At 49.2% G+C, this 24,730-nt stretch carries 22 protein-coding genes and 2 pseudogenes; 6 read left to right on the top strand and 18 right to left on the bottom strand.

Features of this window, described 5'->3' with window-relative positions; translation table 11 throughout:
- Positions 1 to 154: 154 nt before the first annotated feature.
- The 10 genes and pseudogenes from NR121_RS06155 to NR121_RS06110 form a co-directional block, all read right to left on the bottom strand.
- On the bottom strand, positions 155 to 1,264 hold the full coding sequence (locus tag NR121_RS06155) for an AbrB family transcriptional regulator (RefSeq protein WP_074728728.1): 1,110 nt from the start codon (positions 1,262 to 1,264) through the stop codon (positions 155 to 157).
- A gap of 44 nt (positions 1,265 to 1,308) precedes the next feature.
- Positions 1,309 to 2,706, bottom strand: coding sequence for an MmgE/PrpD family protein (locus tag NR121_RS06150; protein WP_074728730.1), 1,398 nt, complete (start codon positions 2,704 to 2,706; stop codon positions 1,309 to 1,311).
- A gap of 24 nt (positions 2,707 to 2,730) precedes the next feature.
- Complete coding sequence (locus NR121_RS06145) at positions 2,731 to 3,756, bottom strand: tripartite tricarboxylate transporter substrate binding protein (protein WP_062409713.1); 1,026 nt, start codon at positions 3,754 to 3,756, stop codon at positions 2,731 to 2,733.
- 188 nt (positions 3,757 to 3,944) lie between these two features.
- Positions 3,945 to 5,279, bottom strand: a complete 1,335-nt coding sequence (locus NR121_RS06140) for an LLM class flavin-dependent oxidoreductase (RefSeq protein ID WP_054818485.1) — start codon at positions 5,277 to 5,279, stop codon at positions 3,945 to 3,947.
- A gap of 347 nt (positions 5,280 to 5,626) precedes the next feature.
- Positions 5,627 to 6,337 (bottom strand): membrane lipoprotein lipid attachment site-containing protein, encoded by a 711-nt coding sequence (locus NR121_RS06135; protein WP_062409715.1) that lies wholly within the window; start codon positions 6,335 to 6,337, stop codon positions 5,627 to 5,629.
- Between the two features lie 107 nt (positions 6,338 to 6,444).
- A pseudogene (locus NR121_RS06130) lies at positions 6,445 to 7,489 on the bottom strand (IS1595 family transposase).
- Between the two features lie 180 nt (positions 7,490 to 7,669).
- Positions 7,670 to 7,879 (bottom strand): annotated as a pseudogene (locus NR121_RS06125) (SDR family oxidoreductase); the annotation flags it as partial.
- A gap of 74 nt (positions 7,880 to 7,953) precedes the next feature.
- Positions 7,954 to 8,955, bottom strand: coding sequence for a TAXI family TRAP transporter solute-binding subunit (locus tag NR121_RS06120; protein WP_062409717.1), 1,002 nt, complete (start codon positions 8,953 to 8,955; stop codon positions 7,954 to 7,956).
- Positions 8,956 to 8,978: 23 nt separating this feature from the next.
- On the bottom strand, positions 8,979 to 10,352 hold the full coding sequence (locus tag NR121_RS06115) for a sigma-54-dependent transcriptional regulator (RefSeq protein ID WP_062409718.1): 1,374 nt from the start codon (positions 10,350 to 10,352) through the stop codon (positions 8,979 to 8,981).
- Positions 10,352 to 12,280, bottom strand: a complete 1,929-nt coding sequence (locus tag NR121_RS06110; protein ID WP_062409719.1) for a transporter substrate-binding domain-containing protein — start codon at positions 12,278 to 12,280, stop codon at positions 10,352 to 10,354. Before NR121_RS06110 ends, NR121_RS06115 begins: the two co-directional genes overlap by 1 nt.
- A 353-nt stretch (positions 12,281 to 12,633) precedes the next feature.
- Here NR121_RS06110 and NR121_RS06105 point away from each other — a divergent pair, with 353 nt between their 5' ends.
- The 5 genes from NR121_RS06105 (at position 12,634) to NR121_RS06085 (ending at position 16,913) form a co-directional block, all read left to right on the top strand.
- Positions 12,634 to 13,752, top strand: a complete 1,119-nt coding sequence (locus NR121_RS06105) for an ABC transporter substrate-binding protein (protein ID WP_062409720.1) — start codon at positions 12,634 to 12,636, stop codon at positions 13,750 to 13,752.
- A gap of 19 nt (positions 13,753 to 13,771) precedes the next feature.
- On the top strand, positions 13,772 to 14,866 hold the full coding sequence (locus NR121_RS06100) for an ABC transporter ATP-binding protein (protein WP_054818479.1): 1,095 nt from the start codon (positions 13,772 to 13,774) through the stop codon (positions 14,864 to 14,866).
- Between the two features lie 80 nt (positions 14,867 to 14,946).
- Positions 14,947 to 15,774, top strand: coding sequence for an ABC transporter permease (locus NR121_RS06095; RefSeq protein ID WP_235594361.1), 828 nt, complete (start codon positions 14,947 to 14,949; stop codon positions 15,772 to 15,774).
- The gene (locus tag NR121_RS06090; RefSeq protein WP_062409721.1) at positions 15,774 to 16,571 is read left to right on the top strand and encodes an ABC transporter permease; all 798 of its coding nucleotides are present in this window, start codon (positions 15,774 to 15,776) and stop codon (positions 16,569 to 16,571) included. Before NR121_RS06095 ends, NR121_RS06090 begins: the two co-directional genes overlap by 1 nt.
- Before the next feature lie 18 nt (positions 16,572 to 16,589).
- Complete coding sequence (locus NR121_RS06085) at positions 16,590 to 16,913, top strand: DUF3870 domain-containing protein (RefSeq protein ID WP_256830912.1); 324 nt, start codon at positions 16,590 to 16,592, stop codon at positions 16,911 to 16,913.
- Positions 16,914 to 16,996: 83 nt separating this feature from the next.
- Here the strand turns inward: NR121_RS06085 and glaH are convergent, their stop codons facing one another.
- Together glaH and NR121_RS06075 are read right to left on the bottom strand one after the other, a co-directional pair.
- A complete protein-coding gene (gene glaH, locus NR121_RS06080; protein ID WP_062409722.1) occupies positions 16,997 to 17,935 on the bottom strand; it encodes a glutarate dioxygenase GlaH in 939 nt (312 codons plus the stop codon).
- A 343-nt stretch (positions 17,936 to 18,278) separates the two neighbouring features.
- Entirely contained in the window at positions 18,279 to 19,472 is a 1,194-nt protein-coding gene (locus NR121_RS06075; protein ID WP_256830909.1) for an MFS transporter, read from the bottom strand.
- Positions 19,473 to 19,709: 237 nt separating this feature from the next.
- On the opposite strand from NR121_RS06075, the gene NR121_RS06070 reads away from it, so the two are divergent.
- A complete protein-coding gene (locus NR121_RS06070; protein WP_062409724.1) occupies positions 19,710 to 19,922 on the top strand; it encodes a hypothetical protein in 213 nt (70 codons plus the stop codon).
- Positions 19,923 to 19,997: 75 nt separating this feature from the next.
- Here the strand turns inward: NR121_RS06070 and NR121_RS06065 are convergent, their stop codons facing one another.
- The 6 genes from NR121_RS06065 to NR121_RS06040 all read right to left on the bottom strand — a co-directional run bounded on the left by NR121_RS06065 (position 19,998) and on the right by NR121_RS06040 (position 24,681).
- Positions 19,998 to 20,861, bottom strand: a complete 864-nt coding sequence (locus NR121_RS06065) for an SDR family oxidoreductase (RefSeq protein ID WP_054818477.1) — start codon at positions 20,859 to 20,861, stop codon at positions 19,998 to 20,000.
- 168 nt (positions 20,862 to 21,029) lie between these two features.
- Entirely contained in the window at positions 21,030 to 21,461 is a 432-nt protein-coding gene (locus NR121_RS06060) for an Rrf2 family transcriptional regulator (protein WP_054818476.1), read from the bottom strand.
- Positions 21,462 to 21,560: 99 nt separating this feature from the next.
- Positions 21,561 to 22,151, bottom strand: a complete 591-nt coding sequence (locus NR121_RS06055) for a BsuPI-related putative proteinase inhibitor (RefSeq protein WP_256830908.1) — start codon at positions 22,149 to 22,151, stop codon at positions 21,561 to 21,563.
- Positions 22,152 to 22,473: 322 nt separating this feature from the next.
- Entirely contained in the window at positions 22,474 to 23,085 is a 612-nt protein-coding gene (locus NR121_RS06050) for a flavin reductase family protein (RefSeq protein ID WP_062409727.1), read from the bottom strand.
- Between the two features lie 34 nt (positions 23,086 to 23,119).
- Complete coding sequence (locus NR121_RS06045; RefSeq protein ID WP_054818474.1) at positions 23,120 to 23,734, bottom strand: alpha/beta hydrolase; 615 nt, start codon at positions 23,732 to 23,734, stop codon at positions 23,120 to 23,122.
- Positions 23,731 to 24,681, bottom strand: coding sequence for a ring-cleaving dioxygenase (locus NR121_RS06040; protein WP_256830906.1), 951 nt, complete (start codon positions 24,679 to 24,681; stop codon positions 23,731 to 23,733). Before NR121_RS06040 ends, NR121_RS06045 begins: the two co-directional genes overlap by 4 nt.
- Positions 24,682 to 24,730: the final 49 nt, after the last annotated feature.

The raw sequence follows: 24,730 nt of genomic DNA, 5'->3' as shown, positions 1-24,730 counted from the left end.
TAGAATACACCCGAATAATTGATGTGTAAAATTGATCTTTTGCAATGTTTTAATGCATATATGTAATTAAAAAGCCACATTTCGCATTCAAAACGAAGCAGCCAGTCACCGATTCCATTTCGACGACTGGCTGCTTAAATTGACATTTATTTTGTTATTGGGGGTCAGTGCCTCTGACCTTATTCGCTGTCATGCCCTTTTTTTGATCCTGACGGGTGAAATACCACTGCACCGCGGGAATCACCACAAAAAAGATAAAGAACAAGCGAAACAGCTGATATGCGCTGACGACTGACAAATCGGCTCGCGCGACAGCCGCGGTGACTCCCATTTCCGCGATTCCCCCGGGAGATGTGCTTAGAAAGGCTGTCGTCAGATCGATGGGAGTGACCCACCACAGCAGCAAAGCGCAGCCCAAACAGCATAAAACGACGATCACATTACTGGCCGCCGTATATATGCCCAGCCGGCGCATGTCTTTTAGAAAGTCCGGCTTCATCTGCAGCCCAAGGTGGATGCCGATGCTGAGCTGGGTAAGCAGCACCGCCGTATCCGGCACCCGGGGAGGCGTGGCGCCGCACAGCACAACAATGGAGGTGGCGAGCAAGGGCCCGGTCAATGAGCTTCCCGGGAGCCTGATCCTCTTGCCGACAAAGAAACCTGCGGCCGCCACCACGGCAAATAATAAAAACGAAAAAAGAGAAGCCGATCCCTCACCGGGAAAACTGTAATGGTTTCCGGATCCGCCTGAGCCGGTCAACGTATGCAGCGCAATAAACGGCACAATAAACGTTACGGTAAGAACACGGATCGTCTGCATCAGCACAACAGTGGTCAGGTCGATTTGCTTGGATTCGCCGCTGAGGGCGATAATATGGTTCAATCCGCCGGGCATGCAGCCAAATACCGCGTTCATCGGGCTTAAATTCAACTTGCGGTAGAGCAAATAGCCTGTCACAAAAGCAACCGATAAGATGAATACCGTTGAAGCGGCCATATAAGGGAGTTGGGCCGCCATTTGGCGCAAATTTACACTGTAAAATGAAGATCCCAGCATAAAACCGAGTATGGCGAGCGCAATGTGGCGAAAGGATGAAGGCCAGGCCAAAGTCCGGCGAATTCCAAGCCGCGAAACCATCACAGACGTAAGTGCACCGAGCATCCAAGGCAGAGGCATATGCAGCAAAGAAAACAATACCGCGCCAATGGCGCCAATCAGTCCGGTTTCCAAGACAGATATAAGGCCCTTTTGCATCTTTCTCATCGCAGTACCCTTTCGCCTTAGCAGTTTAGTCTATTAGTAGTTGATCAGGTAATCTTTTTGGCAGAAATCAATAATTCCGTGATCGGCCGAAGATCCTCAATGTCCTCCAAATGGTTAACCGCAGCGACGATGCCGTCAATTTGCGATGGCGGCAGAACGCCGTCCGCGCAGCCTCTGAATTTGCCGACCCGCTCAACATCACTGAGCGGAGACAGCGGATCTCCTTTGGCAATATCGACGCGATGCTTGTAGATTTCGCCCGCTGCGGTTTCCACCTCTACCTCGCAAGGCCACAATTTTGGAAACAGCGCGTCCATTTCTTCAGACCGTTCAACGGTCACCTTGCGGTGCAGCTCCAGTATTTCCGTGTCGCGAAACACTTGTTCGGAAAAATCAGCGGATACAATCGGCCGTTTCGACCGTAAAGCGACTGCAACAACATAAGCGAAGCTGAAAGCAGCCAGCCGCGGATTGAGCGGTTCGGAAAAACCGCATTGTTTGACGGCAACGTCATACGTGCGTATCACAACGCGCTTGATTTGCTCAACAGGGACATTCTGTTTCTGTTGAATATGAAGCGCGGCTTCAATCGCTCCATGTGTCGTGCGGCAGCATGGGTACGGCTTGTAGGCAACGTTCAGGATTTCATAAGCATCGGGAGATTCCAAACCGTGCAGAAGTTCTTGCTGCCAATCTGACGTTTTGTAAGGAGCAAAAGCTTTGAAAAATCCGCCGTCCTCCGCCTCCAGAATGTAGCGCGAGCCGGTAAAGCCGGTTTGCGCCAATACAGCGGAAATGAGCCCTCCCTGCGCGGCTTTTCCGGCATGGAGCGGTTTGCTCATCGACCCGTCCGATGTGAATGCCCATATTCCGGCAGCTTGGGTTCCCGCCGAACCGAGGGCGCTCATGATCCGTTCCGCATCCAGACCCAGAATCGAGGCTGCCGCCGCTGCGGCGCCAAAGATGCCGCATGTGGCTGTCGCATGCCATCCCTTAAGCCTGTGCTCGCCCGCCCCGAGCGCTTTCCCCAGCCGAAGGGTAACCTCATACCCGGCCGCAATGGAAGCGATAAGCTGTTTTCCGCTGATTTTTCCGTGAAGCCATGCGGCCCCAAGAGCAGCAGGAATAATCACTGCTCCGGGGTGGGTTTTGGACTGCTTGTGCGAATCGTCAAATTCCGTGGCATGAGCCATCAGGGCGTGCAGCAGCACACTGTTCTGCAGGGAAGTCCGCTCATCTGTTCCGAAAATCCTGGAGCTGCCTTCGCCAAGCAGGTTCATGGCCGTAAAAGCCTTTTGGAATTCTTCGCCCTTGCTTCCCTCCAGAATACAGCCGAGCGTATCCAGAAAACATTCTTTTACCTTCTTGACCACATCGTCGGGAAGCTCTTCATAACGGGTATTCCCGACGAACGCAGCCAGTCGTCCAGTGGGATGGTTCATGTAAAAATCCCTCCGGTCACAGGCCTAGTTCCCCGCCAGTTTTTTGCCGATCTCGGCAAATTCTTTTTCCACGAACGGATGACTTTCGCTGCTGGGCCGAAAATCGTTGGTCAATCCGTTGGCATCGAGGTAATTCACCCACTCTTTATCTTGCGATAAGGCCTTGAACAATTCATCATATTTGGCAATGATCTCTTTCGGCGTGCCCTTTTTCACATAGAAGCCGCGCCAATGAGACGATTCCAGTTCGGGAAATCCTAATTCGGTGAACGTAGGCGTGTCCGGAATTTCATCCATCTTTTCAGCGCTAGAAACAGCGATAATCTTCAATTGGCCGGCTTTTACATATTCGAGTACTTGGCCGACATTCGTAAGCGCTGCCTGGATATGTCCGCCGAGAAGCTGTGTCACCGCTTCAGAACCTCCGGCATAAGGTATCCATTCAAAGGAGTAGCCTGCGGCTTTCGCCAGATCCGAGGCAAAAATCTGGTGGGCCGAGTTGGCGCCGAATCCGCCAATGGCGAATTTTTCGCTGTTTTTAGCGGATTGGACGAAATTTTCAAACGTATCGAGACCGGTACCCGGACGGACGACCAAGGCGTAAGGATCCCCTTGGTTTATGGAAATGAAGTGGAAGTCATTCAGGTTAAAATCGTTTTTCAAGTCGGTGTTCAAACTGATCATTTGGCTCCGCGTGTTGACGCCGATCGTATATCCGTCAGCCGGTTTGGAAAGGATGGTCTGCATGGCGGAAGCTCCGTCGCCGCCCGTGATATTCTCGACGACAACCGATTTTCCCAGTTGATTTCCCAGGAATTTGGCGGCCTGACGCCCCATCACATCCACGCCGGAACCGGCTTTGGACCAGACGATAATCGAAATCGGCTTTTCCGGCCATTTATCCGCTTTTTCACCGGCGCCTGCGGCTCCCCCCTGAGTTGTATTACTGCTTCCCGCATCACTTGTGTTATTACCGCCGCCGGCGCAAGCCGCCGTAAACAGCGCAATGATTACAAAAATGAATGACCATTTTAACCACTTTGTCTTCATAGTATAGAAACTCCTTCCGTCGAAAAGTGAGTATTTTGGGGTTTTTCCATCGTCCGTATGCTGTGATTACCGAGCAGTCCAAAAACCTCCGATACAGCGGACAGCCCGATGAGCGGAGGGATAAATGGAATGCCGTTGAAAAGGGCTGCATGCTGTAGGTCATCCGCTGCATCCCAGGCAGTCAAATACTAAACGGCCGGATCGGGGCGCTCAAGGCCGAAGTGATCCCGCAGGGTGACGCCGGTATACTCCTTACGGAAGATACCTCTTCTTTGCAGTTCCGGCACGACCAATTCAACAAACTCGTTTAAACCGCCCGGCAAATAGGGGCACATGATGTTAAACCCGTCGCACGCTTCTTTTTCCAACCATTCTTCAAAGTTGTCGGCGATTTGTGCAGGCGTTCCGACGAGCACACGGTGTGAGCGGCTTGCTCCGAAGCGTTTACCCAGCTGCGCCAGCGTCAGCCCTTCTTCTTTTGCCAGCTGCGCAACAATTTTCTGGCGGCTTTGGTTACCCCGCATCGTATCCAGTTCCGGAAGCGGCTTGTCCAAATCAAATTGCGACAAGTCCTGATTCATACTGTCGGAAAGCAGGGAAAGCCCGGCAAGCGGATGAACCAATTCTCTCAGCAGCTCTTCTTTTCTTTTCGCTTCCGCCTCGGTTTCACCTATGATCGGCATAACGCCCGGCATGATTTTAACCGATCCCGGCTCCCGGTTGAATTTGGCCAGCCTCCCGTTAATGTCTTTATAAAATTCGCGCGCTCCTTCCAGCGCAGGCTGCGCCGTAAAGATAACTTCGGCCCAGCGGGCGGCAAAATCCCTGCCGCGTTCGGAAGAACCGGCCTGCACCAAAACCGGACGGCCTTGCGGAGCGCGAGGCACATTCAACGGACCTTTTACCTGGAAAAATTCCCCTTTATGATTCACATAACGCACTTTCTCCGGATTACCATAGACGCCCTCTTCCCTGTTGATCACCAAAGCGCCGTCTTCCCAGCTGTCCCACAGCTTGGTCACGACTTCGATAAATTCCTGGGCGCGTTCGTACCGGGTGGCATGGTCAAAATGAGCATCTCTTCCGAAATTCCTCGCTTCACCGTCATTGGTGGAGGTCACAACATTCCATGCCGCTCTTCCTTTGCTTAAATGATCAATCGTGGCATAAGCTCTGGCGACGGCAAACGGCTCGTTATAGCTGGTCGATGCCGTGGCGACGAGGCCGATGCGGCTGGTAACCGCAGAAAGCGCAGTGATCAGCGCAACAGGATCGAGCCGGAAAGAGGCAAAATAACGGATCGAATTATTGAAATTATTGCCGAAACGGTCAGGAATGGCCAATCTGTCCGCAAAAAAAATAAGATCAAATTTTCCTTTCTCGGCGATCCCGGCCACTTTTTTGTAATACTCCAAATCCAGCAGACTGCTAATTTCGTTGTCAGGGTACCGCCATCCTCCGGCATGATGGCCTACCGCATACAAAAACGCTCCCAAATGCAACGTTTTGTCACTTTTCTTCATCAATTTTCCACCTCTTTAGTTGTTGCCATATCTTTCGTTGTTTTGGGAAGAAAAAATGGATCAATGAGCTTCCCGTTGTCGAGTCAGCATTCTGAAAATATATATTAAACTCATTAATCCAATGTGTCAAGTTGGATTAATAGGAATAGTAGGAACATGCTTCGTGTCCAACCCAAAGCCCTTTTTCCAAGAGTGAAGTATGAAATACCCATTAAAAAAAATGCAAAAAGGGCTTCTTTTTAACTTTTTGGCTATGTTTAATTTTAATGTTGATTTTTCGACCAAAGGAAAACCGCCCCACTAAAAGGGCGGTAAATGACTGTATGAAATCGAGTGAAAATACGCCTCTATTTATCACTGACGAATTCTTTTCCGTTCCACACGAAGCTTTGTTTCACGTCTTTTCCGATGCTGTTGTCATAATACGAGCATGAGAAACCCAATTTGGTTTTCGTTAACTTTGTGGAGTAACGCCCAGTACCGCTCACGAATATGTCGGGATACCCTTTGATCGGCAAATCTTTTATTCGTCCAGTCTGATCAAGGGTAAACAGTTTAAATACATCTCCGTTACTCGAAGCATATTGACCAATCGTAAAATCGATATTCCCATCCCCATTGTAATCATCAAATTCGATGTTAAAGAATGAGTTAAACACAATATCGCCATTGCTAAAGCCGTTTAAATCGAAGGCACTTGTCACTTCGCCGCTTTCATTTGAAAGTTGAATTTGAAATTCACCCACCCAATTCCGACCCATAAACGGACTTGGAGTCCAATCTTCAAAATACTTTCCGCTTATAAGTACCACACTCAAGTATTCATGCTTATTTGTATACTGAAAAAGGTCGTTCCTGGATAATGTGAGTGGTCCCGTTATCTGAATTGTGTTAGATGTGGGTGTAGGCGAGGACAATTCAACTGTTGATTTATCTGTTGTGGTTGATCCTGTGGATTCGGTGATTATAGGAGTCGGGGGCTTCATACTGGTTGTTGACGCCTCTGAGCACGCACTCAATAGGAACATGGATACCATTGCAATAAATAACTTCTTCATACTTACAGTACGCTCCCTTAAACGAGTAATCTCTGAAATTTCTCAATAATTCAAGTACATATGAGTTAGACGTAAAAAAAAGAAATTTGTTCTTCTATCCTACAAGTTCAACAAGAAAAAGCTGTACGTCGAAGTTTGGTGTTGGTTTCCATCACAGTAAACAGGCAAGAATTGACCAACATTTGTTTTTTGTTTGACGCTGTATTTTCATATTCCTTACTGTCAAGGTAACGAAACCAAGCCAAATAATTCTGCAAATACTTTGTTGCAACGCCATTAAAGCGATCCATCCATCTTTTTAGACGGCTGTGGTAGCTGTTAACGTTTTGGATATGGTACACGCCTTTAACACGTTGTTTTCCATCCGACTTGAAACGGTAATGATCCAACCCTTTTGAATTCGCATAAGAGCTAAATGCCCTCCACGAGTCGGTACAAAGTACGTTTGAATCAGATAAGTAATCACCAATTGCCTCATCCAACTTGGTTGTCCGAATCCGCCCTCGCCCAAGAACCCCAGAATAAGTCATTTTCTGACGATCACGGGCAACCAGTACACAAATTTGGTCGTTACTGATGCCACGATATTTGGCTTTGCCACCACGTTTACGTGGCTTGCGTTCGGCGATGTTCCGTTTACCTTTTTCAGAGAACAAGAAATAAGTCTCGTCCATTTCGACGATACCCTGGAAAGCCTCGGTTGGAATTTGCTTCAAAGCGGAAAGGATTTTATGTCGCCAGTAGAACAAGGTAACATGCGTAACCTCTTCGTGCAGTATTTCAGCACACTTACGAAGGGGAAAGCCTTCAATCATGCATTCAATGAATCGAACCCAAAGATGAGGTCTGCGTGTGCGTTGGAGAGGTGTGTTCGTAAGGTCGTTAAAAGTTTGACGACAGGACTTACAACGGTAACGTTGACGTTTAACCTCTCCAGTGTGTTTTCACAACGTACTTCCCGAACCGCACTACAGAGTGATTTTTACAATGCGGACAAACAAGCCCATCTTTATGCTTCTGCTCTTGAATTTCGTCTATCGCCCGTATAGGAGTCGCTATCCTTTTGGTTCGGGACTGCAAAAAGTAGATAAGCTCTCGCTTTCCGCTATCGTCCAAGGCATCGGCAAGCCTTTTTAGTTCTTTCAAATCCATTTGGTAAATCATCTCCGAGACAATGATATTACCTTAATTATAGAACAAATGTTCGCAATTATCAAATATCAACAACATGATTTAACATAGCCAATTTTTTTAAAAAACACTTGAGAATTTGAAGATCCCAAGTGTTTTTCTCACATCAAAGGAGTAATTAACGGTCTATAAAGATTTAATCATGCCTCCGTCTTCCGCTTTTATCCGATCCAGCTCGGCTGTTCGATCCGTCATAATGCGTCCGGGAGCCACCGTATTGACTAAGATCCCATCCCCGGCAAGCTCTGTGGCCAAGCTTTTGGCAAGAGCATGGACCCCTGCACGAATCGTATGGACAGAATCATATTTGGAAGTACCAAAACCGATTTTTCCTTTTAATCCGAGATCCATAAGATCAACGTCCTCTCCTCTTCGTTTTAACCGATGATAAAACCTGCATCCTCTTGGCGCAATCCGGCTGCATGTCACCTCCCCGATTCCGAAAATGTGCCCGACAGCTGAGCTTCTTTATAATATTTCTCCGCGCCGGGGTGAACCGGAATCGGGAGGTTTTGCCTCGCCTTCCCAATATCAATGGAATGGGCCGCCTGATGAGCCCTTTGTAAATAAGTCAAGCTTTCAAACAACTCTCTGGTCAGCTTATACACGAGCTCTTCATCCAGCTCTTTTCTTACGAGCATCACATTCAGCGTGGCCGCCGTAGGAATGGAGACGTCGTTCCGGTATGTGCCCGCAGGAATTTCCGTCATCTGAAAGAACGGGTACGTTTCCTTCAGTTTCCTTACTTCCTCCATCGGGATAGGAACGATCGTGACCGGTTTCGATTTGGCCAGCTCGGTGACCGACGGATTAGGCAGCCCGGAAGTAAAGAAGGCGGCATCAATGGTTTGATTTTTTAATTGCTCCACCGCTTCGGTATAGGACAAATATTCGGGCTGAATATCCTGATACGTAATGCCGAGGGCCTCAAGCAGCATGCGCGCATTCACCTCCACCCCGCTCTCGGGAGCGCCCACGCCGACCCGTTTGCCTTTTAAATCGGAGACGGTATGAATGGGACTGCCATGCAGCGTAATGATTTGCACACAATTCAAATACAGCCCTGCCATGGCCTGTAAATCTTTCATTTCTTTGATTCCCCCGGTTCCGCTGTAAGCGAAAGTAACCGCGTCCGACATGGCAAAAGCCATATCCGCCTTTCCCGCTTCCATCAGTCCCATGTTCTCCACCGAGCCGCCCGTCGTTATGACAGACGCATTGATCCCGAGCTTCTCTTCATACCTTTTGGCTAAAGCGCTCCCAATCGTAAAGTAAGGGCCGGAAGCATTGCCTGTCGCAATGGTCACGATGGTTTCGTCAGAATGGCTCCGGTCCGGTTGATTGCCCGAAGACTGAATCGTATGATAGACAAATAGAGAAAGCCCCGTAACCATAAGCGCAAGAACCCATAAAAATCTTTGCCGCATAATGAATTCCCCGCTTTCTCCGGCTAATCCTTGGAGGGCAAAAACTTGGATAATTTATCCCTGAGCCCTCTTTCGCTGATATCCAAAGATTCAGCCGTTTTTTTGCGATGCCCGTTGCAAATTTGCAGCTTATGCAAAATAAACTCCCGTTCGGCCTGCTCTAACGTCAGTCTTGAGGGAATGAAGATCCCATCCCCTCCCTGCTGGCCGCCGTCTTTTCTCTCATAAGCCTTCTCCTGCAAATAAACAGGAAGATCGTGAATTTTAAGCAAGCTGTCATTGGCCAAGGCGACTGCATATTCAATGATATTGGACAGTTCCCTCACATTTCCCGGAAAAGAATGGCGGTACAGCACATCCATGGCCGAGGAATGAAAGCGGACATCGGTTTTGCCCATTTTCACACCGTAGATTTGAAGAAAATGATGGATCAGCAGCGGCAAATCTTCCATTCTTTCGCGCAGCGGCGGCACATGGACAGGGATGACATTCAAACGGTAATACAAGTCCTCGCGGAAGGCGCCTTTGCTGACCTCCTCGGCCAAGTTCCGATTGGTCGCCGCAATGATTCGGACATCAACGGGCTTGCGCCGGTGGGAACCGATCGGGACGACTTCCCGCTCCTGAATGACTCTGAGCAATTTGGCCTGCAGGTGAAGGGGCAGCTCTCCGATTTCATCGAGAAAAATCGTACCGCCATGCGTTTGCTCGAACACCCCCTCCTTTCGTTGAAACGCCCCTGTGAAGGCTCCCTTCTCATGCCCGAACAGTTCGCTTTCGAGCAGGGTTTCCGGTATAGCCGCGCAGTTCAAAGCGGAGAAAGGATATTTATGCCGCGCTCCTTCTGAATGGCATACTTTGGCCACCATCTCTTTGCCCGTCCCGCTTTCTCCTGTGATCAGCAGGTTCGAGTCAATGTTTTTCACTTTAGCGATGAGTTGAAACAAGCTTCTCATTGCGGAGCTTTTGCCGATAATGCCGCAATAGCTGTATTCCGGCCGCAATACCTCGCGAAGGCGCCTAACTTCTTGTTTCAAATCGTTGATGTGCAGCGATTTTTCAATTAAAATGCGGACCTCATCCAAATTAATCGGCTTGGTCAAATAATGGTAAGCGCCCAGCTTCATCGCTTTCACCGACGTTTCGATCGTTCCGAACGCCGTCATGACAATAATGGAAGTTTTCGGGGAAATTTCGAGCAGCTTAGGAATCAGCGACAAGCCGTCAACCCCTTCGATCCGCATATCGAGCAGCACGACATCGATATTTTCTTTTCCTATCATAACCAGGCCTTCATCGGGTGAAGTCGTCGTAAACACTTGATACTGGTCTTCCAACGCAAACATCAGGGAGGTACAAATGGCTGGTTCATCATCAATGATCAAGACGGAATTCATTAAAATTCACCCCCGGGAAATTTTAATGTAAAGGTCGTCCCCTTGCCGGGAACGGATTGAACATCGATATCACCGCCATGCTCGGACAGGATATTGTAGCAAATATATAAACCCAGACCTACTCCGTTCCTTTTGGTTGTATGAAAGGGCTGGAACAGCCTGGACATTTCATCGTCCGGGATCCCCGCTCCCGTATCGATAATCCGAATGCTCGTACAGCCATCCTCCGTTTCGGCTTCGAACGTAATCGCTTTCACATTGCTCTCCGATATGGCGTCGATGGCATTCGTAATCAGATTAATGAACACTTGCTTCATCTGCTGCTTATCAAAATAAAGCGATATGCCCGGAACCACCGCGTTGATCCATTGAATCGGCTGAGAGGCGTATTGAATTTCAAACGGCTTCATAACGGAAGACAGAAACTCATGCAAATCCACCCGCTCTTTCACGGGAACCTTACTTCGCGTATAATCCAGCAGATCCTCCACCACATGGTTCAACCGGCGGAGTTCGGCCGGTACATGCTTCATAAACTCCTGCCTGTAGCGAAGATCATCGATTTTATAAGGAAGCAGCTCGATAAACACCTTCATGGACGTCAAAGGATTTCGCAGCTCGTGAGCGATTCCGGCAATAAGTTGACCTAAAGACCGGAGCTTTTCCTGAAGGACCAGTTTATTTTGCAGGTTTTTTTCCTGCGTTCGATCCTGCATGCTGATGATCCATCCAAGCTTTCCGTCCAAATCGTTGCGGAGCACGGCCGCGTAATAATGGACCAGCTTCTCGTCCGAACCCTCCTGAATCAACACGAATTCCCCCTCGTGGCCCTTTTCGTCCAGAGGCAGATCGAGAATCCGCTCGATTTCCCTGAATAAAGAAGAACCGGAAATGCAGGTATTCACAGGATCGGTCTTCAAATTCCATATTTCCATCGCACGCTTGTTGGCCAGCCGGATGATTTTATCCTTATTGATGGAGAAAATGCCGTTATCGATGGTATCGAGAATTTGCTGTTGAAAGGTCAAATAGTTTCTGAGCCTTTTGGTATGTCGTCCGATTTCCCTTTTTAACCTTTTGTTCATCATATAAATAAACAACATGAACATGGATACCGCAATCGAAACCGATCCCAGGAGCCAGGCGATTTGTCTCCAAAGGGTATCCTGCGGGAATAAGGGCGGAAACCAATGATTATACATCCGGCGGTATTCCCCGTTTTGCTGCACCAGCTTGATTCCTTCATTTAACCGGCGGACCAGCTCGTAATTTCCTTTGCGTACGGCGAAAGCGTATTCATAAGAATGAATCGAATTGACTCTCACATCATAATCCGAATAGAGGTCATGCTTGGTAAAATAATGCCGAATCACTTCATAATTTCCGACAAACGCATCGGCCCTTTGATGTTTTAAAATTTCCAGCGCTTTCGTTTGACTGGAGGCGATATTCATTCTGACGTTGCGGATGTCCTCCAATATGTCATAGGCGCTGCTCCCGCGCTGGACGGCAACTGTTTTCCCTTTGAGTCCCGACAAATTGTAGATTTCCTTATTTTCTTTGGGCACGACCAACGCGTCGGATAACGAAAGGTAGGATTCTGAAAAATCGACTAACTCGTTATGAGCGGCGCTGTATTTCATGCCCAATACCAGATCGATGTTTCCCTGATCGAGCGGTTCGGGATTGCTCGTTTCGATGGCGACATATCTCAGTCCCAGGCCCGCATGCCTAGCAATTGTCCCTATTAGCTCAACACTAAATCCGGAAGGCCTTCCATTCTCGTCCAGGTAGGAGAACGGCGGATGATCACGCTCGAATCCGACCCTCAATACATGTTGCTGGAAAGGCAGATCCGTTTGCGCCGCCCATCCTGAAATCACAGGAAACCATACCAGAATCAGTGTACAAAGTATAATCTTTCTCATTTTCGGGCACCTTTTCCAAGAATACAACTCTTATATAAAAAGATAGCATTTTAAAAAGGCGCGGAAAAGAGCCATCTTTTCCCTTCAAATCAGAGGCTTCACTCCATTATAGGCAGAAACTGCCGCTTCTCGATAGGAAATACGGCAAAAAATGCCGCCCCCCCTGTGGGTAAACGGTGAATTCAGCAGAAAAATCATTGGCATGAAATTTGCTCATTTACCTTACTGAAAGAATAAAAAAATTTTTTATAAAGCTTTGTAAGGAGGGTCGGTCAAGATTTGCGAAAGCGCTTTTACAAGTGTCAAATCCAGAAAGTCATGTACCCAAATTGAAAAACCGGGAGGAACGTGTTATGAAAAAATGGCTTGGCATTGGACTCATTTTTGTTTTGACAGCGCTTGCAGGATGTGGTGTTCCTACTCCGAATTCCTCAAAAGATGCAAACCAGGCAAATCCGCCATCAGCGGCTCCTGCACCAGCTTCCAATAAAGAAATTACGGTTGCGGCCAACGGAGGAAAAATTGAAAAAGCGATCCGCGACGTCATTGCACCGAAATTCAGAGAAGAGACCGGTATTAAAGTCAATTTCCTCTCCGCCTTGTCGGGCGAGATTCTGTCCAAAGTGGAGCTGCAAAAAAATGCGCCGCAATTGGATGTGGCGGTGTATGTCCCCCTTGACGTGCAGCGTGCCGTAGAGAAAGATTTGGTCGAGACGCTTGACGAAGCGACCGTTCCCAACATGAAGCTGCTCGATTCCCGGTTCGTCGCGGTAGACAACAAGGGCGTCCCGGCTTTCGGCCTGGTGATTGCGCCCGCATACAATACGAAGACGTTCGAGCAAAACGGCATTGCTCCGATCACCTCCTGGAACGATTTAATACGCGCCGAATACAAGGGAAAAACCGCTTATTCCGATATCGCCAACGATTGGAGCTTCACCACACTGTATAATCTGGCCTTCGCCAACGGCGGCAGCCTGGATAATATGGAGCCGGGACTGGAAAAGGCGAAAGAACTGGCTCGCTATTCGGATACATTCTATAAAAACTCGACGCAGATGATGCCTGCCATGCAGCAGGGGGCTGCCGATGTCACCGTGATGGGCAGCTATGCCATTGCTGATCTAGCCGAATCCGGCGTGCCGTTAAAAATGGTCATTCCTAAAGAGGGGGCGCCTCTTCAGGCATTTAACGCGACGGTTGTCAAAAACGCGCCGCACAAGGCGGAAGCCATTCAATTTTTGAATTATCTGATATCCGAAGAATCGCAAAAGCTTATTTCCGAAAGCGGCTTTTACCCGGTATTGCAAGGAATGGAGATTCCTGAAAAATTCCAGGCATCGATCGGCATCAAAGGCACGGACAAAGTGTATCGTCCGGATGTCAAAAAGCTTTCCGAAATCCGCGCTGCCTGGATGGACAGATGGACGAAGGAAGTCACTCCCGAGCTCGGGAAAAGCGTAAAAAAATAAGCAATAACGGAGGTAAACTATGCAGCAAGTGATGAACGACGTTGAAATTCGCGGTGCCTATAAAAAATTCGGCACCAATGTGGTATTGGGCGGCGTCGATCTCGATGTCAAGCAGGGTGAATTGCTCACCCTGCTTGGCCCCTCGGGCTGCGGCAAAACAACAACGCTCAATTTGATCGCCGGCTTCATCGATGCCGATCAGGGCGAACTGTATATTAAAGGAAAGCGGATGAACGGCGTTCCGCCTTATAAGCGTGACCTGGGCATGGTGTTCCAGGGGTACTCCCTGTTTCCGCATATGACGGTTTACGAAAATTTGGAGTTTGGTCTGAAGCTGCATAAAGTAGACAAAACGGAAAGCGGCAGCCGCATTAAGAACGCACTGGAGATTGTGAAAATGACGGGGCTCGAGCAGCGTTATCCGAGGGAGCTTTCCGGAGGCCAGCGGCAGCGCGTAGCGATCGCGCGGGCGCTGGTTGTCCAGCCTAAGCTGCTGCTGCTTGACGAGCCGTTAAGCAATCTGGACGCGAAATTACGCCAGGAGCTGCGGATGGAAATCAAGCGTCTGCAGAAGGAGGTAGGCGTAACAACGATTTTCGTCACGCACGATCAGGAAGAAGCCTTGTCGATGTCGGACCGGATCGTCATCATGGATCGGGGAAAAGTCGAACAGGTGGGAACGCCCACTGAAATTTACGCGAACCCCAGAAGCGAATTCGTGTTCAATTTTATTGGTAAATCCAATAGTATGCACGGTTCTATTGTCCATATCGATGCGAATAACATTACGGTACAGCGGGAAAATGGAGAACAAATGCTTGTGGAAGCCGGGAATGTGATGGGAGCAGACCGTTTATGCTCCATCGGGGATCAAGTCAAGCTCTATATCCGGCCGGAGAAAGTAGCCATCGGTCCGGTCTCCGATGCCGATTACGATCTGCATACCGTGCGTATCACGCAAATGAATTATTTGGGGTCTTCCTGGGAAATATTCACATCATTTCAAGGAGATTCTTTACAGGTGCAATGCAGCGATATTGATCCCGCCTGGACGATTGGAAGCGAGGTGAAGATCGGATGGAAACCATCGGACGTCATGCTAATCAAGCAGTAGACGCCGGCGCTCAGCCTTCTTCCCCGCCCGATCTGCCGAAAAGACGCAGAAGACATGCAAGACTGGTGTCCGGATGGCTGATGCTGGCTCCGCTCTTGCTCTTCATCATTGGATTTTTCGTCGTACCTATGCTTTATATCTTTTATTTAAGTTTTATTGAGGTGGACGAAGCGTCAGGTCATGCAGCGTACGGCATTCAAAACTATATTAAATTTTTCACCGACCCGTATTATATGAATTCGCTTTGGCTTACGATCAAAGTCAGCGTATACACGGTGATCGTCTCGCTTGTTCTCGGTTATCCGGTAGCCTTAACGATGTCCAAATGCTCGCCGGGCGTAAGAGGATTGCTGGCTTTGCTCGTAGCCTCGCCGCTGCTAGTCAGTATTGTGGTGAGAAATTTCGGCTGGTTTTTGCTGCTTATGCCTAACGGAACGATAAACCAAATCCTGACCTCCCTGCGTATCGTTGATTCCCCTCTGAAGCTGTTGTTTTCAGAGATTGGGGTCGTCATCGGGATGTCCAACGCCTATTTGCCGTTCATGATTCTGGCCATTGCGACCAGCTTGTACAATATCGATCCGTCGCTGGAAAAAGCGAGCTCCATTCTGGGCGCCAATCCATTTCGCACCTTTCTGTCGGTCACGCTGCCGCTCAGCCTCCCGGGCATCGTTTCCGGAGTAGCGCTTGTATTCAGCATGTCGATGAGCTCTTATGTGACGCCGGCCCTCATGGGGGGGCCCAACGTGCCGATGATGCCTGTGGTGGTCTATGATCAGATTCTACATTTGCTGCGCTGGACTTACGGATCAGCCATCTCCTACGTGCTGCTTGGCATCACGCTGATCATGGTGACCGTGTTTACGCGGATGTTTGAAAAAGGACGATTCAGGGAGGCGTTCCGTTGATGAAAATAACCGGAAAAGTCCGTATGCTGATTACTGTGCTGGTCATCGTCTATATCCTTCTCCCGCTTCTGGTCATCATTCCGGCCTCCTTCACCCGCGCAAGCTTCCCAAGCTTTCCGCCGCAAGGATTTTCATTCCAGTGGTACGTGATGCTGCTCGACCGGCCCGAATTTATTGAGGCGTTCCTGAACAGCACCAAGTTCGCGCTCTTGGCCTCGCTGATCTCGGTCATGCTCGGTACGCTGGCCGCTCTCGCATTGGCGAAGTATGATATGCCCGGCAAAACGTATCTGGTATCGCTGCTGACGGCTCCTCTGACGGTCCCGCAGCTTGTTTTAGGCGTCGCGTTGTTAATTTATTTTACCCCGATGCTTCTCGCGGGTACGTCAACCGGCTTTTTGATCGCACACATCATTATTTGCGTGCCTTATGTCGTCCGCTTCGTCATCACCGGGCTGAGCGGATTCGACTATACACTGGAAAGAGCGGCCATGATCCTGGGCGCCAAGCCCATCACCGTATTCTGGAAGGTCACCCTGCCTTTGATTCGGCCGGCCATTTTATCGGGAGCGCTATTTTCTTTTCTCACTTCTTTTGATAATGTTACAGTATCCCTGTTTATGGTATCGCCGGGTATGCGAACACTTCCGCTGGAAGTCTTCTCCCAGATGCAGGATGCTTACAGCCCGCTTATCGCATCCGTGTCCGGTATTGTTATTTTTATCTCGGCAGCGCTGATCCTCGTCCTGGAGAAAATCCATGGGGTAGGGAGAATGATCGGAAAATCCCATTCATGAGGCGGAGGGGACTCATTCATGATTCCGATAAACACTTTGTTTATCGCAGGACACGCCAAGCTGCCCACAGGCATGGCCGCCAAAAATGTATATGACTCGCTCACCATCACAGCGGAGATCGACAAAAAATACGGCGTTATTCTGGAAGCCTCCTGCACGTTGGCCACAGAGCATGGACGAGATTATGTCAGTAGCCTGTTAAGAGGCTTCAGTCTTCAAGACGGCATAGAAGAACCGATCAGAGTCCTTCAGCATCATTATCACGGCAGGGCCGCCAACGCTCTGGCCGCCGCCTTGAAAGACCTGCATTTGCAGTACGAACATCTCAAGGGAAAAACCTAGCATGCTTCGTGTCCAACCCAAAGCCCTTTCTCCAATGGTGAAGTAAAGGAATTACCCATTGGAAAAAGGGCTTCTTTTAAGAATTATACTTCCGAGAAAATTCCGCGCTGACGCATCAGCTCCCGGTACAGCTCAGGATGCTTCTCGAAAGGCGCCCTTCCATGCATCCAAAATCCATTGTTCAGCATAATGAGCTGTCCTACAGGCAGAGGCATGGCAATGGTAGCGGGACTATTCTCCAAAGAGTCGGAAAACTCCTGCAGATAGACGGCTTGATCAATCGTTTCGGGATAAACGAATTGATCGATAAAGCAGACACAAATGCCGTTGTTTTGTTTGAAGAAGGTTTTTCGCTTCACCGTTATACTGGTATTTTTGCTTGGCGGCGATTTATAAGTGAAAGGATAAGACCCCAGCGGATGGCTGCTGAACTTCTCCAGCTCTTCCCAATCGTCCAGGTGCAGAATTCTGGATTCTCCTCCCACCGCATTGCGCTCCTCAAATTTCATCATCAGCAGCCAATCGGTGGCTTCTTCCACAAACGTCCCGTCGGTATGAAGAGTGAACAGACGGTAAGCCTGACGCAAATATGAATCGCTGTTGTCCGTATCCTTGACGGTGAACCGGGCGTAATAGGTGCCGGTCATGGCGTCAAAATTGGGGGTTCCAACCAAGTGGCTGACAGCGGTGCCGAATTTAACATAATCTTCCGGATCGACGGTTTGCCCCTGAACGCCGATGGTGAACCCGCCGGACTGGCGGTCATGCAGAATATGGCGTATAGCCTGCCCGAGCGATGCGCCGAACAATTCCTCCAGCCTTGCGGCCAATATAAACCGCTTATACGGCACGTACTCCAGCGCTTGCGTGCCCACATCCCGAAACGAGGAGAAAAACGTTTGCAAAAGTCCGTTATCCAATTCAATATGATACAGCCGCGAATGATCCGGATGGGGTACGATTTCAAACCCCGGATGTTTCTGTACAAAAGTCCTGTCCCGATGGCTTACCCACATACTCATAAAACCAAATCCCTCCTATAGGTTTGATATGATGCGGGCACCGCCTTATCGATGTGCTAAAAAACGCAAAAAGCCAGCAGATCATTCAACGACGAATGATCGTGCTGGCTTAAACCTGCTTCCATTCTCTGTGGATCAGAGTTCAACAAGTTTCTCAGCGTTTATATTCCATGATAAGGGTGGTGCTGCCGCTTTTCATTCACGGATCTTGCAAGGGCTGGCAAGCAAGACGCGAATGATCACATGTGATTATATTCATCATATGCTACAATGGCTTCCCGTGTCAATTCCTGGATTCAAAATAGATGCCGCCGCAAGCATGAGGGCTGTGGAATTCCCTCTTTTACCTGACCGCAGCGCTCATTTTTCTTCTTCCCCAGCTTAAAGACATGGCCAAGCTGATGATCAGAATGACTGCCCCGAACAAATAAGGGAAATTGACATGAACATCAAACAGGATGCCGGCCACGGCCGGACCGAAAATATTGCCGATGCTCATATACGCATTGTTCATGCCCGCAACATATCCCTGTTCGTCCCCCGCCATTTTGGAAAGCAGCGTATTGATCGCAGGACGCAGGATGGACGTGAAGGAAAAAAACAAAGTCGTAAGCACAAGGATGTACCAGAAGTTCCCGGACAGCAGCATCAGCACCATAGTCAACGCGGACAAAAAGAACGTCAAGTTGATCAATGTCTTTTCGCCGAAACGGTTAATCAGCCTTCCGATGAGCACCGCCTGCACCACTGCGCCGATCAAGGCTCCTACGGTAATGAGTACCGCGATATCGCGGGAGGTGTAGCTGTACTTATGATCCACGAACAGCGGGAAGACCGCTTCAAAATTGGCAAGGCCGAACGTCAGCGTGAAAATAAGCACCAGCAGGATCAAATACGGCGCTTTGAACGATTTGCCGAACTGCCGCCAGATGTTCTCTTTCCTTTCCGTCGAGAGTCTGGCCGCCTGCCGCTGCTCGACCGACCGGGTCTCCTTAAGCAGGCTCAAGGAAAGCAGCATCGCGAAGCCGCCTACCGCCGCAGATACATAGAATGGTGCGCGAATGCCAAGCTCGGCAAAAAAACCGCCGATCCCGGGACCGATGACAAAGCCCAGCGACATCGCGGCGCCCAGCATCCCAAGACCTTTGCCCCGGCTCTCTTCGCTGGTAATGTCGGCTACATACGCCAGCATAGCGGGAATCATGGCCGCGGCCCCAATGCCTCCGATCAAACGCGAAACGTACAGCTGCCACATCTCGTGAGCAACAGCGAATAAAAAATTGGAAAAACTGAAAAGCGCGAGTCCCGACACAATCATCAGCTTTCGGCCATACTTATCCGACCATTCCCCCGCAATGGGTGAAAACAAAAACTGGGTCAATCCCATGGCGGCAACCAGATAGCCCGCCGCCTTGCCTCCGGCGTCAAAGGCCTTCAAAAAATCCGGCAATACGGGAATGATTAATCCTATCCCAAGCATAGCGATAAACATGTTGATCATCAGCATGATCAAAGCTGCGTTATTATTTTGTTTCATTTTTACTCTCCTTACTACCTATCCAAATAACTGTAACAGCAGGTACGAATTCCATCCCATCCTACAGAATAATTGACGGATTAACTAAAAGTCAATTTGTAAGATTAAACATCTCCTGAACGCTTCGCCGCATGAAGCTGCCTTGACAGTTCAGCAAAGCTCCATCTATGATATAGAAAATTTCATGCGGCGCAAGGTCCGGCATTCTTTATACTGATAATAAAGGAGATACAACTCATGGCTCAACGAAGATTACTGACCGATCAAGACTTCCAGGAGGCGATGGATCGGCAGGTCGCTGTACGTGTTTTTCAGAATGACCATATTGTAGATTCGGGCGGAATCATCATTCGTTTTACCGATACGTCCATTGTGACCCAGTCCGGCGTCAGCGATGTAACCTATCATCAGCGGAATGCATGTGAATTTTTTGAGATGAAAAAGCGGTAAATAAAAAGCAGGTCACCCATGTCAGACGAACGGTGACCTGTTTTTGTTGCAATCTTTTGTAATTTGTTTTAATGATTATCCTTGCAAAGCTTGTTTCACGGTTTCTTTCAGAGGAGTCTCCGATCCGATCAGCTTCCGGAGATCGTCAGACGTTCTGGACGTTTCGCCCTGGGAAACCGCATGATAGATACCGGCAAACAGTGCGGCAACGGGTTCAGGAAAACCGGCACCCTGGAGTATATTTTTCTCCTCCTCAAAGGATACGGACTGATGCACGATTTTCTTACCGGCCACTTCGGAGACGATTTGAGCCAGCTCATCATAGCTCCACGTTTGATTCGACACCAGATTATACGTTTTGTTCTCATGACCTTCCCCTGCAAGAACCTCCGCCGCAGCCAGGGCCAAATCACCGCGGGTTACCGTATTCAGTCTTCCGCTTCCCGTATTCGTAACGATGGCCCCTTGCTCCAGGGATGCGCCCAAGCCCGGGTTCACGAACACTTCCGTATATAAAGAGTTGCGCAGGAATGTATAAGGAATTTTCGTCGTACGAATCATATACTCTGTAGCCAGGTGTACATGAGCCAGAGGGATATTGGATTCCTCGGCAAAAGCAAAACCGGTATAGGCGATATATTTTACGCCTGCATCTCTGGCCGCTTTTACGACATTCGCATGCTGAACGATGCGCAGCGTGTCATCCGAATCGGGGCTGGAAATAAAGAGCAGCTTATCGGCGCCGGCAAACGCTTTTTGAAGAGATTCCGGTTGCGAATAATCCCCATGGCGAACTTCTACTCCCAGATTAGCGAGAGCGGAGGCTTTCTCCACATTACGGACAACAGCAACAATTTGATTGGCAGGTACCTTTTTGAGCAGGTGCTGAATCACCAGACCTCCAAGCTCACCTGTAGCGCCGGTAATAAAAATAGACATGAGACATTCCTTCCCTTCTTTGGATTATAGTTTAAGGGTGAATTTATTATAACCGATTCGGTTACAACGAATGCAAAAAAATAGAGAACAAGATCGGTTACAGCACATATTAAAAACCCTCACATCGAGTCCTTTCAGACAGACAGTTAACGGCGGCAGTTGAACTTGTCAAAAGCCTTTTTTCTCGCTAAGTTCCGTCACCAGCTGCTTTAACGTCACTTGAGCCAATCGCTGTTCCATGGCATTCTGGGCCTCTATCATATTCTTTCGCAGAACCGATTCGATATTGGCTCCAACCGGACAAACCGGGTTAGGATGCTCGTGGAAATTGAACAGACCGCCCTTCTCGGCGACTTCAACCGCTTTATAGACATCAAGTAAAGTGATTTCATCCAGCTCTTTGCGCAGATAAGTTCCGCCGGTTCCGGCCTTTACGTAAACCAAGCCGGCATTCTTGAGCTGTCCGATGATTCTTCGGATAATGACCGGATTCGTATTTACGCTTGCGGCGATGAAATCCGACGTGCACGGCGATGAGCTCAGCGATACGAGCGACAAGATGTGGACCGCGATCGAAAAGCGGCTGCTGATTTTTTTCATATGTTTCACCCTCTTGTTGTAACCATTATAGTTCCAGCGCAAAAGAATGTCAACAGCCTACACCCTGCGTTTGCTTGTGTTCTACATTTTACGCCGCTCTTAGTTTAATTCCAATTCCATTTTGTCCGATAAATCATCGGGATTTATGCTTAATGGAGCATGCCGGTCTTCAAGGTTCAGCATGACTCTAACCTGGATGGTATAGCGTCCTTTGGGAACACGTTTCCCTTGGTTGTCTTTGAGATCCCATACTTCTGTGAATGAGAGCGTATCGGCTTTCTTCAATGAACTGACGATCAGCGCTTGAGTGAAGGCTTTATTGACGGACCATCTGTATATTTCCTCATTGGCCTCGTTATATACATAAATATCATACTTTTGGCCGGAGCTGTAAGATATTTGCAGGTCCTTACCGGAGGTGTTGCGGACAGAAAAGCTGAACTTCATGCGATCGCCTTCCTGTTTTGCTTCCAGTGTCGTATCAAAATAGCCTGTAACGGACTTGGCAGGTTCTTTTTCCTGTTTTTCCTCTTTTTCCAACTCCTCCGTTCCTCCCGGATGCACCTCTGCCGTTTTGGAGGGACTGGATTCAGCGGAAAAGTTGTTTTGCTGCCCAACATGGGAACAAGCCATAAGTACGGCCGGTATGACGATGAAACACAGTACAGATTTCATTCTGCCTTTTCGCATAAACCGTTCACCTCCATGTTTAGACGTAATGAGATTTATAATTGTTGCAATGGGGCGGAATCGAACGGGTTGAAATTGTAATCGAATTGAAATCTTATTATCATCATTCTTTAATATAAGTAGCCTATACTTATTAGTGACCCCCCTTTTTTTATATATAACCCTTAGACCCGTGGCCCGTAGCTTGCGGGTCTCTTTTTTTTGACCCCGGTGATCCGCTGTGCTTGATCCCTTTGTTATGCCCAGCTTCCCATATTCCACCGGCTTTTCTCCACCAGCATCTTGTTGTCCGAGACAATCTCTTTTAAATTCTTACCTTCGTTTATACTGGCCGTTCAAGCGAAAAAATGTCCCCCAGCTTGCTGTAGCTGCTGCCGGCAAGCCGGCTTACCGGCTTAAGCCCTTCCGGATCGATCTGCCCGTTCCGAACCAGCTCATCGGCAATGTGAAAAAATACGACGCGGCCAATCAACAAATCGCAGGCGGGCCTCTCTTCGGATCCGCCGAGAGGAATGGACCGTTCAAGCACGCACTCCATGCGGATTTTCGCTTCAGCTACACCAGGCACCGCTATTTTCTCACTTGGGACAGGTGAAAGCCCGGCTAATTGAACTTCACTCTCCTCCGGCCCCAAACTGGCGGCGGTTTGATTAATTTTTTCGATATAGGATTCGTCGCTGATATGAACGACAAAAGCGCCCGTATCCTGCGCATTCCTGGCCGTATCTTTAAGCAGACCCTGATTGCGCTGCACCGATACGGATACCATCGGAGGATTCGATGTAACGATATTAAAATAACTGAACGGGGCAGCGTTCAACACCCCCTTCTTGGAAAGGGTGGTCACAAACGCAACGGGTCTGGGTATAATGCTCCCGATCATTAACTTATAGTTATCCCTATCGCTCTGGCTGAGCGGATCGATCGATATCACGTTCATTCTCCTTTCGGCATCATGGTCCCGTTCATTATTGCTTTACTAAATATGGACTGAACCAATCCGCGGCCGCTTGCACTTCCGAGCTCGTCAGCTGATGGCCCCGGTTTTCCCAATGTACGGTAACGCTTGCACCGGCTCCTTCCAGCAGGTGCTGCAGCTCTTCGGTTTCCTGCGGAGCACAGATCGGATCGTTCCTGCCTGCCCCGATAAAGACCGGTGTGCCCGTCAGATCCGGCAGCTCTGCGCCGCGGCGCGGCACCATCGGATGATGCAGAACGGCTCCTTTTAAGGAATCCTTGTGATGAAACAAGAGGCTTCCCGCGATATTGGCCCCATTGGAATATCCGATGGCCACCATATTGCGGCGATCCAGCCCGTATTCATCCGCAGCCTGGTCCAGAAAATCATTCAGCTCCTTCGTCCTGAACAACAGATCCTCCTCGTCAAATACGCCCTCCGCAAGTCGTCTGAAAAACCTCGGCATGCCGTTTTCAAGCACATTGCCTCTTACGCTCAGTACGGATGCAGCCGGTGCAATGATCTGAGCCAGCGGCAGCAAATCGTTTTCGGTTCCGCCCGTTCCGTGTAAAAGGACAAGCGTCGGCAATGAGGGGTCCGTTCCTTTTTGAAAAATATGCTTCATGGTTTATCCTCCCCCAAAACACGAATTTGAATAGGCGGCAGCCCCTGTTCGATGGCGGCGCGATGCGGTTCATACCATTCGGGAAGCATCAGCTTTTCGCCTAAGGCGTCAACCGGCTCATCCAGCGCAAACCCTGGCGGATCCGTAGCGATTTCAAAGAGAATTCCCCCTTCTTCGCGGAAATAAATCGCATTGAAATACTGCCGGTCTACAACAGGAGTCGGCTGAAACCCGTTCTGAAGAAGCCGGTTTCTCCACAATTGGTGGTCCTCATCATCCTTCGCACGCCATGCAATATGATGAACGGTACCGGCCCCGCCAATACCTGAACCTACGGGCGCAGCATTGATGTCGATCACGTTGCCCAGATCGCCTATGGCTTTAAAGCGGACAAAGCCGTTTTCTTGACCTATCTTTTCAAGGCCCATCACCTGCTGCAGCACATTCATGGTTTTATCAGGCGCGTTACTGTAAAGCACGGCGCCTCCGAAGCCTTTGATGGCTTTGTCCGGCGTTACGCCTCCGAACGCCCACTGACTCCGGGGACCCTCCTCCCGCTCGACGATCTCCAGTTGCAGGCCGTCTTTATCCTTAAATTGGAGGTACTCTTCAGAAAACCTCTCTGTCCGGGTAAACGGGATGTTAAATTGCTGCAGTCGCTCTTCCCAGAAGGCGAGCGCGCCCTGCGGCACGACAAACGTGGTGAATCCGACCTGACCTCCTCCAATCCTCCCGCGCCGTGCACCAGCCCACGGGAAGAACGTGATCGCGGTGCCCGGGCTGCCTACCTCGTTGCCGAAATACAAATGATATACTTCCGGTGCGTCAAAGTTGATCGTCTTTTTGACGAGCCTAAGGCCAAGCACCCCGGCATAAAAGTCAACGTTGTCCTGTGCGTCTGTAACAAAAGCGGTAATGTGATGGATCCCCATGGTTTGTTGATGCATGTGATTTCACTCTCCTGTTTGGTTAATGGTGACTCTGTAGAACAAAAAC

The organism is Paenibacillus sp. Pae15 (assembly GCF_024519685.1).
Classification (GTDB): Bacteria; Bacillota; Bacilli; order Paenibacillales; family NBRC-103111; genus Paenibacillus_G; species Paenibacillus_G naphthalenovorans.
This window is presented reverse-complemented; position numbering and strand designations above follow the sequence as displayed.

What these genes read in the sequence shown, in the direction of transcription:
- NR121_RS06155 (WP_074728728.1), bottom strand. Translation starts at nt 1,264, where the DNA reads ATGAGAAAGATGCAAAAGGGCCTTATATCTGTCTTGGAAACCGGACTG.
- NR121_RS06150 (WP_074728730.1), bottom strand. Translation starts at nt 2,706, where the DNA reads ATGAACCATCCCACTGGACGACTGGCTGCGTTCGTCGGGAATACCCGT.
- NR121_RS06145 (WP_062409713.1), bottom strand. Translation starts at nt 3,756, where the DNA reads ATGAAGACAAAGTGGTTAAAATGGTCATTCATTTTTGTAATCATTGCG.
- NR121_RS06140 (WP_054818485.1), bottom strand. Translation starts at nt 5,279, where the DNA reads ATGAAGAAAAGTGACAAAACGTTGCATTTGGGAGCGTTTTTGTATGCG.
- NR121_RS06135 (WP_062409715.1), bottom strand. Translation starts at nt 6,337, where the DNA reads ATGAAGAAGTTATTTATTGCAATGGTATCCATGTTCCTATTGAGTGCG.
- NR121_RS06120 (WP_062409717.1), bottom strand. Translation starts at nt 8,955, where the DNA reads ATGCGGCAAAGATTTTTATGGGTTCTTGCGCTTATGGTTACGGGGCTT.
- NR121_RS06115 (WP_062409718.1), bottom strand. Translation starts at nt 10,352, where the DNA reads ATGAATTCCGTCTTGATCATTGATGATGAACCAGCCATTTGTACCTCC.
- NR121_RS06110 (WP_062409719.1), bottom strand. Translation starts at nt 12,280, where the DNA reads ATGAGAAAGATTATACTTTGTACACTGATTCTGGTATGGTTTCCTGTG.
- NR121_RS06105 (WP_062409720.1), top strand. Translation starts at nt 12,634, where the DNA reads ATGAAAAAATGGCTTGGCATTGGACTCATTTTTGTTTTGACAGCGCTT.
- NR121_RS06100 (WP_054818479.1), top strand. Translation starts at nt 13,772, where the DNA reads ATGCAGCAAGTGATGAACGACGTTGAAATTCGCGGTGCCTATAAAAAA.
- NR121_RS06095 (WP_235594361.1), top strand. Translation starts at nt 14,947, where the DNA reads ATGCTGGCTCCGCTCTTGCTCTTCATCATTGGATTTTTCGTCGTACCT.
- NR121_RS06090 (WP_062409721.1), top strand. Translation starts at nt 15,774, where the DNA reads ATGAAAATAACCGGAAAAGTCCGTATGCTGATTACTGTGCTGGTCATC.
- NR121_RS06085 (WP_256830912.1), top strand. Translation starts at nt 16,590, where the DNA reads ATGATTCCGATAAACACTTTGTTTATCGCAGGACACGCCAAGCTGCCC.
- glaH (WP_062409722.1), bottom strand. Translation starts at nt 17,935, where the DNA reads ATGAGTATGTGGGTAAGCCATCGGGACAGGACTTTTGTACAGAAACAT.
- NR121_RS06075 (WP_256830909.1), bottom strand. Translation starts at nt 19,472, where the DNA reads ATGAAACAAAATAATAACGCAGCTTTGATCATGCTGATGATCAACATG.
- NR121_RS06070 (WP_062409724.1), top strand. Translation starts at nt 19,710, where the DNA reads ATGGCTCAACGAAGATTACTGACCGATCAAGACTTCCAGGAGGCGATG.
- NR121_RS06065 (WP_054818477.1), bottom strand. Translation starts at nt 20,861, where the DNA reads ATGTCTATTTTTATTACCGGCGCTACAGGTGAGCTTGGAGGTCTGGTG.
- NR121_RS06060 (WP_054818476.1), bottom strand. Translation starts at nt 21,461, where the DNA reads ATGAAAAAAATCAGCAGCCGCTTTTCGATCGCGGTCCACATCTTGTCG.
- NR121_RS06055 (WP_256830908.1), bottom strand. Translation starts at nt 22,151, where the DNA reads ATGCGAAAAGGCAGAATGAAATCTGTACTGTGTTTCATCGTCATACCG.
- NR121_RS06045 (WP_054818474.1), bottom strand. Translation starts at nt 23,734, where the DNA reads ATGAAGCATATTTTTCAAAAAGGAACGGACCCCTCATTGCCGACGCTT.
- NR121_RS06040 (WP_256830906.1), bottom strand. Translation starts at nt 24,681, where the DNA reads ATGCATCAACAAACCATGGGGATCCATCACATTACCGCTTTTGTTACA.